This is a genomic window from Mesorhizobium sp. P3_A8 (genome assembly GCF_056402995.1).
Genome location: NZ_JBFUGI010000006.1, coordinates 42992 through 56295 on the forward strand (window position 1 = coordinate 42992; position 13304 = coordinate 56295).

Consider the following 13304-nt stretch of genomic DNA (forward strand, 5'->3'; position numbering starts at 1 on the left):
TTGGCTCGCTGTCAGCTTGCCCGCACCACAGCTGCCGATTCCGTCAGCCATTGCCTGACGATGGCGGCGTCCGGATCACCGATCTCGTGGCCAGAGCCAACGATACGCGCATCTACATCCGCGCCGTGCCGGTTGAGCAGCGTTACCAGCGCTGGCGCGAAGGGCCCGTAGGTCTCGTCGGCGGCGCCGGCGATGATCAGCGTCTGTGTTCCCGCGAGGTCGATCGCCGGCACATAGTCGAGCACAGGCATTGGTCTGAGCAGCGCAGCCCTGCGGACGACGCCCGGATGGAGCAGCATCAGGCTGGAAACCAGATTGGCGCCGTTCGAATAGCCGAGAAAAGTTGCACGGGTGAGATCGAGCCCATGGCGCTTGGCGGCCTCGTTGGCGAATGCGGCGAAGCCAGCTGTTTCGGCCAGGATGCTCTTCTGTTCGAAACGCGTCGGGCTTATCCGTTCGAACCAGCGAAAACCATCCTCCTGGGGGATACGGCCACGCGCCGCGACCAGCACGGCGGCGGGCGCGATCCGCCTTGCCAGCGGCACCAGAGTGGTCTCGTCGACACCCGATCCATGCAGCAGGAACAGACATTCACGGCTGTTCCCGCCGGCGTCGTGAATGCGATAGGGAAAGGCCAGATTCATGAGCAGCGGGGCGTTTTCGACGCTGTCGCCAGTCATCCCGCATCCTCTTGATTATATGAGGTTCCGCTCAATTTGCCGGCTTCAAAACGCAATATTTTCATGCTCCGCGAAAGTTGATTGAACCAGGCGCATTCCAGCCCGTTTCTGCGCCGATATACTCCGCGTGGGAGGAATCGAAGCGGTGCGTCGGGGGTCGCATTGCTGGACATGAACAACCAGCTTTGAGGCCTTTTGTCGATGACTACCCCTGTTTTGTCGGATCGCAATTTGCGTATCCCGGATCGCAATTTGCGTATCCCCGAACGCGACACGCGTATCGACGTGTTGCGCGCGCTTGCACTTATCATCATCTTCATCGACCACGTGCCGGGCACGGCTTTCGAGGCCTTCACCTACAAGAATTTCGGTTTCTCCGACGCGGCCGAGGCCTTCGTTTTGATTTCCGGCATCTCGGTCGCGCTCGCCTATGGCACCAAGTTCCGGCCGGGTGGCCGGCTTCTGGCCACATTGAAGATGTGGCGGCGGGCAGGCATGCTCTACGTCGCCCATATCGTCACGACCATGGTGGTGATCGCCTTGTTTTGCACCGTGGCGGTGTTCGCCAGGCGGCCGGAGCTGCTGAAGCTGATCAACATCGAGCCATTGATGAAGAACACGCCGGAAGTGCTGGTCGGCATCGTCACGCTCGGCCATCAGCTCGGCTACAACAACATCCTGCCGGTCTATGCCGCGCTGCTCCTGATGGCGCCGGCCTTCGTCCTGCTGATCAGCTACCGGCCCGTCGCGGCGCTTGTCGCTTCCGGTGCGCTGTGGCTCGCCGCCGGCATCTGGCAGATCGCCCCGCCCAACTATCCCGAGCCCGGCTTCTGGTTCCTGAACCCTCTGTCCTGGCAGTTCCTGTTCAACATCGGCTTGGCCAGCATGCTGCACGTCAGGCGCGGCGGCGTCATTCCGGTCAACCGCTGGCTGGTCGGCGCGGCCGCGGCCTATGTGGCGACGGCGCTGGTCTGGGTGCACAGCCCGCTCTGGGGGCAGATAACCTGGTTCAAGCTGCCCGTGGTCATCGGTGGCTTCGACAAGACCTTCCTGTCGCTGCCGCGGCTGTTGCACATCCTGGCGGTCAGCTACCTCATCGTCGCCTTGCCGGCTCTGTCGAACCTGTTCCGCACCAGCCCAGACCATCCTTTGGCGATACTGGGCAAGCGCTCGCTGCCGGTCTTCATCGCCGGTACGGTGATCGCCATGGTCGCGCAGGTGATGAAACTGATCAATCCGGGCGGGCTTGCCTACGACAGCCTGCTGCTATCAGCCGGCATCGCCATGCAGTTCGCGCTCGCCTTCTATCTCGAATGGCTGTCGACCATCGGCGGCGCGGGCAAGGCCCGCACGACGCAAAAGGATGTTACGCCGGTTCGTGCGTCTTTCGGCATCTCCGCCGTCGCAAGAGCCAATCGCTGAGGGTATGGTTCAGCCGCGCGGCGGAGCCGACGAGGCGCGCACGATCAGTTCGACCGGCAACTGATGACGGCTGACCCCGCCGTCGTTTTCAAGGATCGCCTTGACGGCGAGACGGCCCATCTCGGCAATCGGCTGGGCGACGGTGGTCAATGATGGTTCGGACGCCGCTGCTTCCGGAACACCGTCGAACCCGACGACGGAAACATCTTTGGGAACGTTGAGCTTGCGCGCGCTCAGCCATTCGAGCGCCACCAGAGCCATTCTGTCCGACATCGCCAGGACCGCCGTGGGCGGCTCCTTGGCGGCGTCGAAGATGGTTTCGAGCCCCGCTATCGTGGTGGCCGCATCGTTGGCAGTCTCGTAGACGGGCACTTTGGATGTGTCGACGCCAACCCGCGAAAGCTCCTCGAGATAGCCGGTCAGGCGGTCGCGCGTTCCCGCATAGGTCGCGGCCCGAACCTGCTCGGGCGAGACAAGACCTGTTCTGCCGTCAGCGAACGGCAGCGCCAGAACCGCAAAACGGCGATGTCCAAGATCCGTGAGATGGCGCGCCGCAAGGCTGGCGCCGGCGATGTTGTCGACACCGATCGCCGCAACCGCTCCGTCCTCGGAGGCGAGGTCGAGCGCCACGAAGGGCAGTTTTCGCTCGCGCGCCAGTTCCACCAGGCGCGAACCGCCTTCGACGCAGAAGACGATGAAGCCGTCGACCAGGGCGCTCTGGATGTTCCAGGCCAGTTGTTCGTTGTTGGCAGCCGAGACCAGGGAGATGCCGGCTCCCGTTGCGTCGCAGGCCTGCGAGATGCTCGCCATCATGACCCGCGCGAAGGGATCGTCGAAGAAATAGGAGAGGGGCTCGGCGGTGGCGACGCCAATGGCGTTGACCTTGCCGGCCCGCAGCAAGCGACCCTTGGGATCCGGCCCGCCATAGCCCATCGCCTCGGCTGCTGCCTTGACCCGTTCACGGACTTCCTCGCGCACGATTTCCGGGCGGCTGAAGACATTGGATGCGGTGCCGTGCGAGACACCCGCAGCCTTGGCGATGTCGGCCAGCCGGACGGGTCTTCGATTGCCTGCGGTGAGTGACGCCATTGTGCGGGCCTCCTGACATGCATTTAGCACGTTCCGGATTTGCACCTAGCACTTTCGTTGGATCGATTCAAATTTCACTTGACCGGAGATGGTTGAGGATCTATGTTTGAATCGATCCAAATGGGCAGATTTGTTCTGCTGAATGACGAAGGGGAGGTGCGCGATGCATCCCGTCAATTATCTGTTCGAAGACATCTACCGCAACGACTGGAGTATCGGGTCGGCCACCAACAGGTCCGGGCGCCGGAGCAGGACCGGTCCTTGGATTCGCGACCTTCGCTTCCTTGTGGAGCGCAAGCGGAGCTGATCGGCGCCATTTTTTTACGTGCCGATTGGATCGATTCAACTCAATTCAAAGGGAGAAAATCCATGCATCCCATCAAGCATCTGTTCGAGGACATCTATCGCAACTACTGGGGCATCGCGCCGGCCGCCGAGCGGCCGAAGGTGCGGCGCCTGACGAAACCGGCCGTGCGCAATCGCGATCTTTGGGTTCGCACCGAACGTCCCCGGGATTGATCCACTTTGGCCTCAGGAGCGCGGGCGTACCAGGGCGGAGATTGCTATCCCCAGCCAGCCGGCGATGAGCAGGGTGCCGCCGATTGGCGCCGACATCGGAAACAGTTTCGATCCCAGGAAATCGCGGGCGAGAAGATCGCCCGCGAAAAGCAGGAGCCCGACAAGCAGGACGACGCTCGCAATCCGCAGGCAGCGATTCGCGCCAATGAGGCCGACAGCGAGGAAGACCGGTGCGTGCATCAACAGGAACGACGCGGCCGTGCCGGTGAAGGCACCGCCGTGATGCGCTGCGGCTGCCGACAGCGCCACACCCGCCGCGCCGACAAGGCCACCGGCAAACACAAGGATACGGCTGGGTTCGGCGGAATTCATCTCGGCTAGATCCCTCTTGCAGCGATGTGGAGCCTCTTAAGGTTCACTCGCTTCCAGCGCCATATGCCGTGTGCGCCGCGATTGGACAATCCAGTTGTAGACGGCGCCGCCAGCCATCAGGGCAGATGTACCGAGGAACACCGCCGGCATGCCAAAATGGCCGCCGACGAAGCCGCCGGTCAATGGTCCTGCAACCTGCCCGACATATTGCGCCGAGATCGCCAAGCCAAGCACATTGCCGCCGACGCCATCCGGGATGTTGTGGCGGATGACGCTGGTGATGCAAGGCAGCAGGCCGCCGAGCGCCAGGCCCATCAGGAAACGCAGGCCGATCAGTTGCCAGCCATTGGTGACGAAGGCCTGCGGAATGAGCAGCAGGGCCGAGACGGCCAGCGCCCCAACGACGACGTTCCAATGGCCGACACGGTCAGCGAGCTTGCCCAGCCATGACGCCGACAGGATCGTGCCAAGGGCTGCCGCAGACATCACCACGCCGGCGACCATCGTCACCTGGCTCTGATCCTCGATGAGCTGCTGCACATAGACGGTGATGATCGGCTCGATAGACATGGTGGCGAAGGCGAGCAGCATGCCGGTTGTCAGCATGGCCACCACAGGGCGCTTGTCCGGAATCTGCGACCAGCCGCTCTTCGGCTTCACGCTTGATGCCGCCTTGGCCGCCTGTGGGCGCGGATTCTCCTTGATCAGGAATGTCGTCGCCAGAAAGGCGAGGAAGATCATGCCACCCGACAAAAGGAAGGTGGTGCGGATGCCGATCAGTGGCGGCAGTGCGCCGCCGAGCAGGGGACCGACCAGCGACCCCGCCGTAATGCCTGCCGACAGGACGCCCAGCGCCCCGCCGGAGCGGTCCTTCGGCGTCTGCATGGCCACCAATATGGTCGAACCCGAGGAATAGCCGCCGGCAAAGCCGATCAGCAGGCGCAGCAGCACCAGTTGCCAGACCGACTCGACCATGCCTGTCAGCGACATGCAGATCGCCATGCCGAAACTGGCGCGCACCAGCATCACCTTGCGGCCGTAGCGGTCGCCCAGCCGCCCCCACAGCGGCGCGACCAGGGCTGCGGCGAAGAAGGTGGCGCCATAGGCGATGCCGGACCACTGCACGATCGCCGCGTGGCCCTGCGCGCCGAGCTGTTCGACATAGAGCGGCAGGAAGGGCAACAGCAGGGTCATGGCGATGAGCGTGCTGAACGACCCCGCGAAACAGACGGCGAGATTGCGCCGCCAGTGGATGTTGTAGCCGCTCTGTTGCGTGTCTTCCTGTGCCATGTCCTGCCTGCCCGATATCAGCGCTTGTTGCGGATACCATTTTGGGATACCAAACCGGTATCCGTCATGAACTCCAACCCAGGCGCTGTCAATGCGGCTTGGGAAAAGGGCAGCGCAATGTCGCAGATGCAAAATGTCGAACGACAGTTGCGCGAGATGATCCTGGGGCTCGAGATCGGTCCAGGCGAGAAATTGACCGAGCGCTGGATCGAAGCCCGCTTCGGCGCCTCGCGTACGCCGGTCAGGGCAGCATTGCTGCGCCTGGAGACCGAGGGGCTGGTCGGCAGGGATGGCCGCGGCTGGACGGTGTCGCCCATCAACCTCGCCGAACTCGAGCAGATCGCGGTCTATCGCGAAGCGGTCGAGGTGGCGGCTTTGCGGCTGACATGCATGCACCACGAAAGCAGCGCCATCGACGTCATCGAGGCGATGCTCGATTCCTGCGACGAAAACACTGTGCGGGAGGAATGGCATCGCGTCGGTATGGATTTTCACATCGAGCTGGCGCGCCTGTCGGGCAACGAATTCCTGTTCAGGGCCGTGCGCGATGCCATGACGCGCCTGTCGCGCGCCCGCTGGCTGGAGGTGCGTGACGAAGCAGCCCTTGGCCGCGCCTGGGCCGAACACCGCGCCATTCTGGCGGCAACGCGCCTTGGTGAGGCCGATGAAGCGGCGCGCCGGCTTTCAGCCCATATCGTCGGCAGCCGCGACCGGCTGGTGACGTCGCTCGCCAACGACCGGCGCGGTCTTCGTGCCCGGGGCTTTGCCGTCGTCGCCGCTTAGCGCGCTCTATGCAGGGCAGGGGCCCGCCGGGCAAAAGAGGCTGCGTCTGATGCGAACAGCACTTTCGGCCTCGCTTCGCGCATGCTGATGGCGTAAGAGCGGCGATGGAAAACAACCGATTTGATACACCCGTGACCGTCAAGTCCGTCGCGGCGGGAAGCACTCAGCTCTTGCGCACGGCGCGCGAGGCTTCCGATTACCTCCTCAACAGCTGGCCCGGCAAGCGCAGTCCCAAGCATCGCGCAGCGCTGCAGGCCTGCCACGACGCGCTGGCCGGCGACAAGCCCGCCATGAACGCCAGGCGCGCCTTTATCGCCGCGGCGCGTGAAGTGGACGTTTTTGTCAGCGACAAAGCGCCCGCCTGACGCAGGGCGACAATCCAGATTGAGGCAAGGCCCGCATGTGCGGGCCTTTTGCCGTCATTCCGCGGTTTCGGTCTTAGTCTCGCTTTCGGGCTGCGAACGCTCCCGCGCGGCAACCTTGGCCGCCAGCTTTTCGGCCTTCTTCGCCGCTTTCTGCCGGTCGCGTTCCTTGCGTTCCTGATCGTAGTTTGGTGCTCGCGCCATATCGGCTCCTTTTCATCGCCTTGCGGCTCTGACCCTGCCTAGGAGCATTAGCCGTCAAACACAACAGCTGAAGCGACAGTGCGGGCGCAGCCTCGGAAATCTGAGGGGGCTTGCCAGATCGGCGCCACAATGATGTAGGAAACGCGGGGCGCCGGCGTGTTGAGAGCTGCCTGTTTGTTTTGATCAAGTGAATCATGGCCTCAATCGCGCGAACGTCGGCAAAGGTTTTCTATTATGCGCGAAACGCCGCGCGCGATATCGTTCCACAAGCCCTGTTCCGCCGCAGGCTGGCCGCTCGCCTCGAAAAGGCCAGGCTTTGCGATGATGCGGCGCGCCGACGGTTGAATTACTACAACAAGCTGCAGGATGGTTTCGCGCCAAGCGCCAATGCCATGCGCATCAGCAAGCTGCCCTTCACGCCGACCATGTACTATTATGACCTTAAGGAATTCGCCCGCTACTTCGATCCCGGATTGCTCATCGACATCGAATTCGGCGACGTCAAGAATGTGCCGAAGGTGCCGACGATCGTAAAGGACCGGCCGATCCTTGATGACGACAAGAACGCGGTCATCATGAAGCTCGACAAGTTCCGTCACTTCCAGATGCCGGCCGACGCCATCTCTTTCGCGGACAAGCTGCCGGCCGTGGTCTGGCGCGGTGATCTCAACAATCCGATCAGGACACGGTTTCTGCAAGTGGCGCGCGACCTGCCATTCTGCGATGCCGGCTCGCACAAGCCGAACGCGCCGGCCGAATATGCCAAGCCCTTTCTCAGCATCAGCCAGCACCAGCGCTATCGCTACATCGTCTCGCTCGAGGGCAATGACGTGGCGACCAACCTGAAATGGATCTTGAACTCGAAGTCGCTCTGCCTGATGCCACCACCGACATACGAGACTTGGTTCGCGGAGCGTCAGCTCGAGGCCAATGTCCATTATGTGCCGCTCGAAGCTGATTTCTCCGACCTCGCCGAACATGTGGCCTATTTCGAACGGCACCCGGCGAAGGCAGAGCGCATCATCGCGGCCGCGAATGGCTATTGCCGGATATTCAACGACGAACACACCGAACAGGCGATCTCGCTTCTGGTGCTCTATAAATATTTCGTGCTGAGCGGCCAGATCAAACCTGACGCGGACGTCTGGCGCTACATCATGGGATGAGCAATTTGCGCGTCAAAAGGTGGAGACCGGCGAGCTTGGACCCGCCGGCCTCTCGTCAAATCTGTCCCTATACGCCGCTTCGGTCAATCACGAGATCGGCAGCACCAAAGCGAGCCTTCGCCGTCAATTGCTGGTGCCAATAGGGGTAGAGCAAAGGCGGCCGGCTGACCGCGTCGAGGCGCTGGCGTTCTTCCGGGCTGAGCTCCAGGCTTGCCGCCGCGAGATTGTCCTTGAGCTGGACATCGTTGCGGGCGCCGATCACCAGCGAGGAGACGGCGGGGCGGCCGAGCAGCCAGGCAAGCGCCACTTGCGCCGCGGACACACCGCGGGCCTTGCCGATCTCGACCAGCACGTCGACGATCTGCCACAGCCTGTCCTCGTCGCGGATCGGCGGCTCGGACCAGCCGGCCAGCTGCCGCGCGGTCGGGCTGTCGCGGCGGTATTTGCCCGACAGCAGGCCGCCGGCGAGCGGGCTCCACACCAGCACGCCCAGCCCCTGGTCGACCGAAATCGGCAGCAGCTCGTATTCGGCCTCGCGGGCTTCCAGCGTGTAGTGGATCTGCTGGGTGACGAAGCGTTGCTGGTGACGGCTGTCGCTGATCCCGAGCGCCTTCATCACTTGCCAGCCGGACCAGTTGGAGCAGCCGATATAGCGCACCTTGCCCTGGCTGACCAAAGTGTCGAGCGCGGCGACCGTTTCCTCGACCGGGGTAAGGCCGTCCCACTGGTGGACGAAATAGATGTCGATGACGTCGGTCTTCAGCCGCTTCAGGCTCTTTTCGCATTCGCGGATCAGATGGTGGCGCGACAGGCCTTCGTCGTTCGGCCCGCTGCCGATCCGCATCCGCGCCTTGGAGGCGATCAGCACATCGTTCTTGCGCTTGCCGCCGAGCGCTTCGCCGATGATCTCTTCCGACAGGCCGTTCGAATAGACATTGGCGGTGTCGATGAGGTTGATGCCGGCGTCGATGCACGTGTCGATCATCCGTTTGGCTTCGGTAAGATCGCTGTTGCCGACCGCGGCGAATGGCCCGGTGCCACCGAAAGTCATGGTGCCAAGGGTGAGTGTCGAAACCTTCAGGCCGGAACGGCCGAGAGTACGGTATTCCATGTCAGTCCTCGCGATTGTGTTGAATTGGGGCGCCGCCAAAGGGCAGCCCGGAATGCGACCGGGGATTTGTAGGACAATTTGGTCGGCTTGTCGCCATGCCAGGACGGCGGATCGATCATGCCTCGCGGGATTGGCAGTGACGGTAATCGCGCTCGGGCTGCAATAAAACCGTCACTGCCGGCCTATATTGAATTCGGCTAAGGTGTTTCCATTCCAGGCCGCGGGCCAGCAGTTTGGGGTGCCGGACATGAACCGACAGGCTTGCAAGCGGAGCGACCGATATGACCGAGCTGAGACAGAATTCTCCCGCCAAGGACTGGCTCGAAGCCGAACTCGCCGACACGCTCGACGAAGATTATGAGCTCGAGATGTCGGAGCCGGCGCTGTCGATGGAGATCGCCAAGATCTACAAGAACGCGCATCCGCCTTCGATCGATCGCATGCAATATTTTCGCGACCTGATCAGCTTGCAGTCCGAATTGATCAAGCTGCAGTCCTGGGTCGCCTACCACAAGAAGAAGCTGGTGGTGATTTTCGAGGGCCGCGATTCCGCCGGCAAGGGCGGCGTCATCAAGCGCATCACGCAGCGGCTCAATCCGCGCATCTGCCGCGTCGTGGCGCTGCCGGCGCCGACCGAGCGCGAGAAATCGCAATGGTATTTCCAGCGCTATGTGCCGCATCTGCCGGCTGGCGGCGAGATCGTGCTGTTCGACCGCTCCTGGTACAACCGCTCCGGCGTCGAACGGGTGATGGGTTTTGCCGATGGCGGTCAGGTCGAGGAATTTTTCCGCGACGTGCCGGAGTTCGAGCGCATGCTGGTGCGCTCGGGCATCACTGTGGTGAAATACTGGTTCTCGATCACCGATGAGGAACAGCAGATGCGCTTCCTGATGCGCATCCACGATCCGATGAAGCAGTGGAAGCTGTCGCCCATGGACCTGCAGTCGCGCGTGCGCTGGGAGCAATACACCAAGGCCAAGGAAGAGACCTTCGCCCGCACCAACATTCCCGAAGCGCCATGGTTCATCGTCGAGGGCAACGACAAGAAGCGGGCGCGGCTGAACTGCATCGATCACCTGCTCAAGCAGATGCCGTATGAAGAGGTGCCGCACGAGGAGATCACGCTGCCGGAACGCGTCTTCAATCCCGAATACGAGCGCCAGACGCTGCCGCGCGAGCTTTACGTGCCGGAGAAGTATTGAGCACCTTTTCCTTCTCCCCGTTTCACGGGGAGGTGAGGAGTGGTCTGCGCAGCAGACGAAAAGCCAACTGCTTGGCTTTTCGAACGACGAACGCCGAAGGGCGGATGAGGGGCGGCGCCAGCGTTGGCGATTGAGCCCCAATTCGATGCCATTGGTAGCTTGCCGCTAGCCTCCAAAAGGTCAGCGCCGCCCCTCATTGCCCTGCCGGGCATTTCTCCCCGTAGAACGGGGAGAAAGTGGCTACGTCCGCTTGATCACCACATGGGTGGCAAGCGCCGTCGCCACCTGCTCGGTGCACTCGTAGCCCAGCTTCAGCATATCAATCCCGGCAAAAAGGTTCTCGCCCTTGCCAAGCAGCACCGGCGAGATTGCCAGATGCATCTCATCCATCAGCTTTTCCTGCAGGTACTGGCGGATCGTGGCGACGCCGCCACCAACCCGCACATCCTTGCCGCCGGCCGCCGCCTTCGCCTGCTCGAGCGCCGAATGGATGCCGTCGGTCACAAAACAAAAGGTCGTGCCACCTTCCATCGTGATCGGCGCACGCTTGTAGTGCGTCAGCACGAAAACCGGCACATGGTAGGGTGGATTGTCGCCCCACCAGCCTTTCCAGCTGTCGTCAGGCCATTCGCCGCGGATCGGCCCGAACATGTTGCGGCCGAGGATCCAGGCGCCGACATTCTCGAAGCTGCGCGCCGCGAAAGCCTCGTTGATATCGGTGGTGCCGCCATCTTGCCCGAGCACCATCTCACGGAAGGTGCGGGTGTCGACAAACCACTTGTGCAAGGATTGCCCACCGACGCCGAGCGGATTTTGCAGGTCCTGATCGGGACCGGCGCCATAACCGTCGAGCGATAGGGTGAATGCGTTGACGCGAAGTTTGGACATGGGGCCTCCTAACCAATTATGTCTGCAATCGGTTTTCTTGTAGCAAACCGATTGCAGATCGCAAGCGGTGTTCCCCACGATGGAGACACGTCCTGACATCGTCGCCAAGTGACGTCCGGAATGTTGCGTAGCGATGCGCTGGGATCGCCACTGGTGGCCGCCGAAACAGCCGCCATATCAGGCTATTCGCCAGTGAGTTCCATGAAGCGGATATGGTTGCTGAACGGGTCGATGACCTCGACCGTCAGCCGCCCGTCCTCGTGCTCGAGACCCGGCTTCATGTAGCGGTAATCCTTGGCCGCCAGCTCTTTGTGAAAGGCGCGGATGCCTCTCATGTAAATAACCATGTTGCCGCCTGGCGTCGCGTCGCCGGCATGTTCGGACAAATGCAGGACAAGGTTGCCGCGCGACACCTGCGTGTAAAGCGGGAAGTTGTCGCCGTAGCGGTGCTCCCAATCCACGGCGAAACCGAGATAGCCGAGGTAGAATTCGTGCGCCTTGGCGACGTCGAAGATGCGCACGATCGGCGCCGTCCGTTCGAAGATGATGGTTTCGTGCCGGGCCGGCGGCGCCTCGATTTTCGCCGACAGGATGTTCCAGGTCGCTAGTCCGAACTGGCGCGCGACGATTTCAAGAGCCTCGCTGTGGCTGATCGTCAGGTCGCGGGCGGCGAGCGCCTCCCGCATGGCTTTCGCCATGGTCTTGGCATCACGATAGGCAAGCATGTCCGTTTCCTCGGTCACGGCGAAGTCTTCGTCAGTGCCCGCATTGCCGACGCCTTCGCCCGACGGTGAAACGGGTCAGGAAGCATCCTCTGGAGGCGTTCGCCATACCTCTTGGCGAGGTGCGGGCTGCCGGCCGCCTCCGGCCGTGCGAGCATCATAGCCGGAGCCGGCGCGTTCTGTCAGCGCAAAAAATCGCCGGTTGTCGAATGAAAAGCTATTCCATCGACAGGATGAGATTGCGCACGACCGGATAGATTTCACGCTCCCAGCGTTTGCCGTTGAAGACGCCATAGTGGCCTACATTGGCCTGCAGGTGATGGCGTTTTAGATGCGGACGCAGTGACCGGCACAATTCATGGGCGGCCGAGGTCTGGCCGAGTGCGCAGATATCGTCGCGCCCGCCTTCGACAGTGAGCAGCGCGGTGTTGCGGATCGCGCCCGGGTCGACCAGGCTGCCACGGAAAGTGTAGGTCCCGGTGGCGATCTCTGCCTTCTGGAACACACGGTCTATGGTTTCGAGATAGAATTCCTCGGTGAGGTCGAGCACCGCCAGATACTCGTTGTAGAAAGTCTTGATCTTCTCGGCCTCGGCGATCTCGCCGGCGGCCAGATGGTCGTGCAGTTTGCGGTGCGCTTTCGTGTGCCGGTCCATGTTCATGCCCATGAACGCAGCAAGCTGGAGAAAGCCCGGATAGACCCGGCGTCCGCCGCCGGCGTGGCGCCAGGGCACATGCGAGATGACGGAATTCTGGAACCAGGACAGCGACTTGCTGACGGCGAATTCGTTGACCTTGGTAGGACTTTCGCGCGGATCGATCGGACCCGCCATCAGCGTCATCGAGCGTGGCGTCGCTGGATGCCCGTCCTCGGACATGATAGCAACGGCGGCAAGCGCCTGGACGCAGGGCTGGCAAACCGCCAGTATGTGTGCGCCCGGGCCGATCGCCTGCAGGAAGCGAATGATGTAGTCGACATAGTCGTCCACCCCGAAGCGGCCGGCGACAAGCGGCACGTCGCGGGCATTGGCCCAGTCGGTGATGTAGACCTCATGGTCAGCCAGAAGCGTTTCCACCGTGCCGCGCAGCAGCGTCGAGAAATGGCCCGACAACGGGGCGATCACCATCACCCGCGGCTGGCGCGTGTCCATATCCTTGGCGAAGCGCAAAAGCTTGCCGAATGGCAGGTCGAGCGCTGTTTCGACGCTGACAGGCACATCGCGATTGCCGACCCTGACGGATTTGATGTCGAAATCCGGCCGTGCATGGGTGAGCTTGAGACGGGCGATCATCTCCAGCCCCGCGGCCAGGCGCTGTTTCAAGCCGTCGCCCGAGACCACGCCGCCCATCTTCGAACGCATCAGATCGGCGAAAAAGCGCGTCGGGGCGATAAGGTCGTCCTGAAGCTGGTAGGCCTGGTACAGCATCGAATACGTCCCATTCCCAGCGGCCATGTGGCAGTGCAAAAAAATCTAGTGCAAATTTTTGTGCATTG

Annotated in this window: 15 protein-coding genes; 6 read left to right on the forward strand and 9 right to left on the reverse strand. The window is 62.2% G+C overall.

Annotation, left to right across the window (positions count from 1 at the left end; genetic code table 11):
- Window positions 1–11 precede the first annotated feature (11 nt).
- Window positions 12–680 (reverse strand): alpha/beta hydrolase, encoded by a 669-nt coding sequence (locus AC1DX4_RS15440; RefSeq protein ID WP_477221139.1) that lies wholly within the window; start codon window positions 678–680, stop codon window positions 12–14.
- 201 nt (window positions 681–881) lie between these two features.
- On the opposite strand from AC1DX4_RS15440, the gene AC1DX4_RS15445 reads away from it, so the two are divergent.
- The gene (locus AC1DX4_RS15445; RefSeq protein ID WP_477221140.1) at window positions 882–2102 is read left to right on the forward strand and encodes an OpgC family protein; all 1221 of its coding nucleotides are present in this window, start codon (window positions 882–884) and stop codon (window positions 2100–2102) included.
- Window positions 2103–2111: 9 nt separating this feature from the next.
- Here AC1DX4_RS15445 and AC1DX4_RS15450 read toward each other — a convergent pair whose 3' ends face one another.
- A complete protein-coding gene (locus AC1DX4_RS15450) occupies window positions 2112–3191 on the reverse strand; it encodes a LacI family DNA-binding transcriptional regulator (RefSeq protein ID WP_477221141.1) in 1080 nt (359 codons plus the stop codon).
- Between the two features lie 102 nt (window positions 3192–3293).
- Here AC1DX4_RS15450 and AC1DX4_RS15455 point away from each other — a divergent pair, with 102 nt between their 5' ends.
- A complete protein-coding gene (locus AC1DX4_RS15455; RefSeq protein WP_477221142.1) occupies window positions 3294–3710 on the forward strand; it encodes a hypothetical protein in 417 nt (138 codons plus the stop codon).
- A 12-nt stretch (window positions 3711–3722) separates the two neighbouring features.
- Here the strand turns inward: AC1DX4_RS15455 and AC1DX4_RS15460 are convergent, their stop codons facing one another.
- Window positions 3723–4082, reverse strand: a complete 360-nt coding sequence (locus AC1DX4_RS15460; protein ID WP_477221143.1) for a DUF423 domain-containing protein — start codon at window positions 4080–4082, stop codon at window positions 3723–3725.
- A 36-nt stretch (window positions 4083–4118) separates the two neighbouring features.
- Window positions 4119–5372, reverse strand: coding sequence for a multidrug efflux MFS transporter (locus AC1DX4_RS15465; protein ID WP_477221144.1), 1254 nt, complete (start codon window positions 5370–5372; stop codon window positions 4119–4121).
- A gap of 117 nt (window positions 5373–5489) precedes the next feature.
- Here AC1DX4_RS15465 and AC1DX4_RS15470 point away from each other — a divergent pair, with 117 nt between their 5' ends.
- Window positions 5490–6155, forward strand: a complete 666-nt coding sequence (locus AC1DX4_RS15470) for a GntR family transcriptional regulator (protein WP_477221145.1) — start codon at window positions 5490–5492, stop codon at window positions 6153–6155.
- Between the two features lie 131 nt (window positions 6156–6286).
- On the forward strand, window positions 6287–6520 hold the full coding sequence (locus AC1DX4_RS15475; RefSeq protein WP_244506945.1) for a DUF982 domain-containing protein: 234 nt from the start codon (window positions 6287–6289) through the stop codon (window positions 6518–6520).
- Window positions 6521–6574: 54 nt separating this feature from the next.
- Here the strand turns inward: AC1DX4_RS15475 and AC1DX4_RS15480 are convergent, their stop codons facing one another.
- Window positions 6575–6721, reverse strand: coding sequence for a hypothetical protein (locus AC1DX4_RS15480; RefSeq protein WP_081850368.1), 147 nt, complete (start codon window positions 6719–6721; stop codon window positions 6575–6577).
- A 194-nt stretch (window positions 6722–6915) separates the two neighbouring features.
- On the opposite strand from AC1DX4_RS15480, the gene AC1DX4_RS15485 reads away from it, so the two are divergent.
- On the forward strand, window positions 6916–7887 hold the full coding sequence (locus AC1DX4_RS15485) for a glycosyl transferase family 90 (RefSeq protein ID WP_477221146.1): 972 nt from the start codon (window positions 6916–6918) through the stop codon (window positions 7885–7887).
- Window positions 7888–7954: 67 nt separating this feature from the next.
- Here AC1DX4_RS15485 and AC1DX4_RS15490 read toward each other — a convergent pair whose 3' ends face one another.
- Window positions 7955–8998 (reverse strand): aldo/keto reductase, encoded by a 1044-nt coding sequence (locus AC1DX4_RS15490; protein ID WP_477221147.1) that lies wholly within the window; start codon window positions 8996–8998, stop codon window positions 7955–7957.
- A 281-nt stretch (window positions 8999–9279) separates the two neighbouring features.
- Between AC1DX4_RS15490 and ppk2 the strand changes: the two genes are divergently transcribed.
- On the forward strand, window positions 9280–10200 hold the full coding sequence (gene ppk2 / locus AC1DX4_RS15495; protein ID WP_475451222.1) for a polyphosphate kinase 2: 921 nt from the start codon (window positions 9280–9282) through the stop codon (window positions 10198–10200).
- A gap of 240 nt (window positions 10201–10440) precedes the next feature.
- Here the strand turns inward: ppk2 and AC1DX4_RS15500 are convergent, their stop codons facing one another.
- From AC1DX4_RS15500 to AC1DX4_RS15510, 3 genes are all read right to left on the reverse strand, one after another.
- Complete coding sequence (locus tag AC1DX4_RS15500) at window positions 10441–11088, reverse strand: dihydrofolate reductase family protein (protein WP_477221148.1); 648 nt, start codon at window positions 11086–11088, stop codon at window positions 10441–10443.
- A gap of 182 nt (window positions 11089–11270) precedes the next feature.
- Entirely contained in the window at window positions 11271–11813 is a 543-nt protein-coding gene (locus tag AC1DX4_RS15505) for a glyoxalase superfamily protein (RefSeq protein WP_477221149.1), read from the reverse strand.
- Window positions 11814–12027: 214 nt separating this feature from the next.
- Window positions 12028–13236, reverse strand: a complete 1209-nt coding sequence (locus AC1DX4_RS15510) for a polyhydroxyalkanoate depolymerase (RefSeq protein ID WP_477221150.1) — start codon at window positions 13234–13236, stop codon at window positions 12028–12030.
- Window positions 13237–13304 lie beyond the last annotated feature (68 nt).

What these genes read in the sequence shown, in the direction of transcription:
- AC1DX4_RS15450 (WP_477221141.1), bottom strand. Translation starts at nt 3,191, where the DNA reads ATGGCGTCACTCACCGCAGGCAATCGAAGACCCGTCCGGCTGGCCGAC.
- AC1DX4_RS15490 (WP_477221147.1), bottom strand. Translation starts at nt 8,998, where the DNA reads ATGGAATACCGTACTCTCGGCCGTTCCGGCCTGAAGGTTTCGACACTC.
- AC1DX4_RS15485 (WP_477221146.1), top strand. Translation starts at nt 6,916, where the DNA reads ATGGCCTCAATCGCGCGAACGTCGGCAAAGGTTTTCTATTATGCGCGA.
- AC1DX4_RS15470 (WP_477221145.1), top strand. Translation starts at nt 5,490, where the DNA reads ATGTCGCAGATGCAAAATGTCGAACGACAGTTGCGCGAGATGATCCTG.
- AC1DX4_RS15465 (WP_477221144.1), bottom strand. Translation starts at nt 5,372, where the DNA reads ATGGCACAGGAAGACACGCAACAGAGCGGCTACAACATCCACTGGCGG.
- AC1DX4_RS15440 (WP_477221139.1), bottom strand. Translation starts at nt 680, where the DNA reads ATGACTGGCGACAGCGTCGAAAACGCCCCGCTGCTCATGAATCTGGCC.
- AC1DX4_RS15480 (WP_081850368.1), bottom strand. Translation starts at nt 6,721, where the DNA reads ATGGCGCGAGCACCAAACTACGATCAGGAACGCAAGGAACGCGACCGG.
- AC1DX4_RS15505 (WP_477221149.1), bottom strand. Translation starts at nt 11,813, where the DNA reads ATGCTTGCCTATCGTGATGCCAAGACCATGGCGAAAGCCATGCGGGAG.
- AC1DX4_RS15500 (WP_477221148.1), bottom strand. Translation starts at nt 11,088, where the DNA reads ATGTCCAAACTTCGCGTCAACGCATTCACCCTATCGCTCGACGGTTAT.
- AC1DX4_RS15455 (WP_477221142.1), top strand. Translation starts at nt 3,294, where the DNA reads ATGTTTGAATCGATCCAAATGGGCAGATTTGTTCTGCTGAATGACGAA.
- AC1DX4_RS15510 (WP_477221150.1), bottom strand. Translation starts at nt 13,236, where the DNA reads ATGCTGTACCAGGCCTACCAGCTTCAGGACGACCTTATCGCCCCGACG.
- AC1DX4_RS15445 (WP_477221140.1), top strand. Translation starts at nt 882, where the DNA reads ATGACTACCCCTGTTTTGTCGGATCGCAATTTGCGTATCCCGGATCGC.
- ppk2 (WP_475451222.1), top strand. Translation starts at nt 9,280, where the DNA reads ATGACCGAGCTGAGACAGAATTCTCCCGCCAAGGACTGGCTCGAAGCC.
- AC1DX4_RS15460 (WP_477221143.1), bottom strand. Translation starts at nt 4,082, where the DNA reads ATGAATTCCGCCGAACCCAGCCGTATCCTTGTGTTTGCCGGTGGCCTT.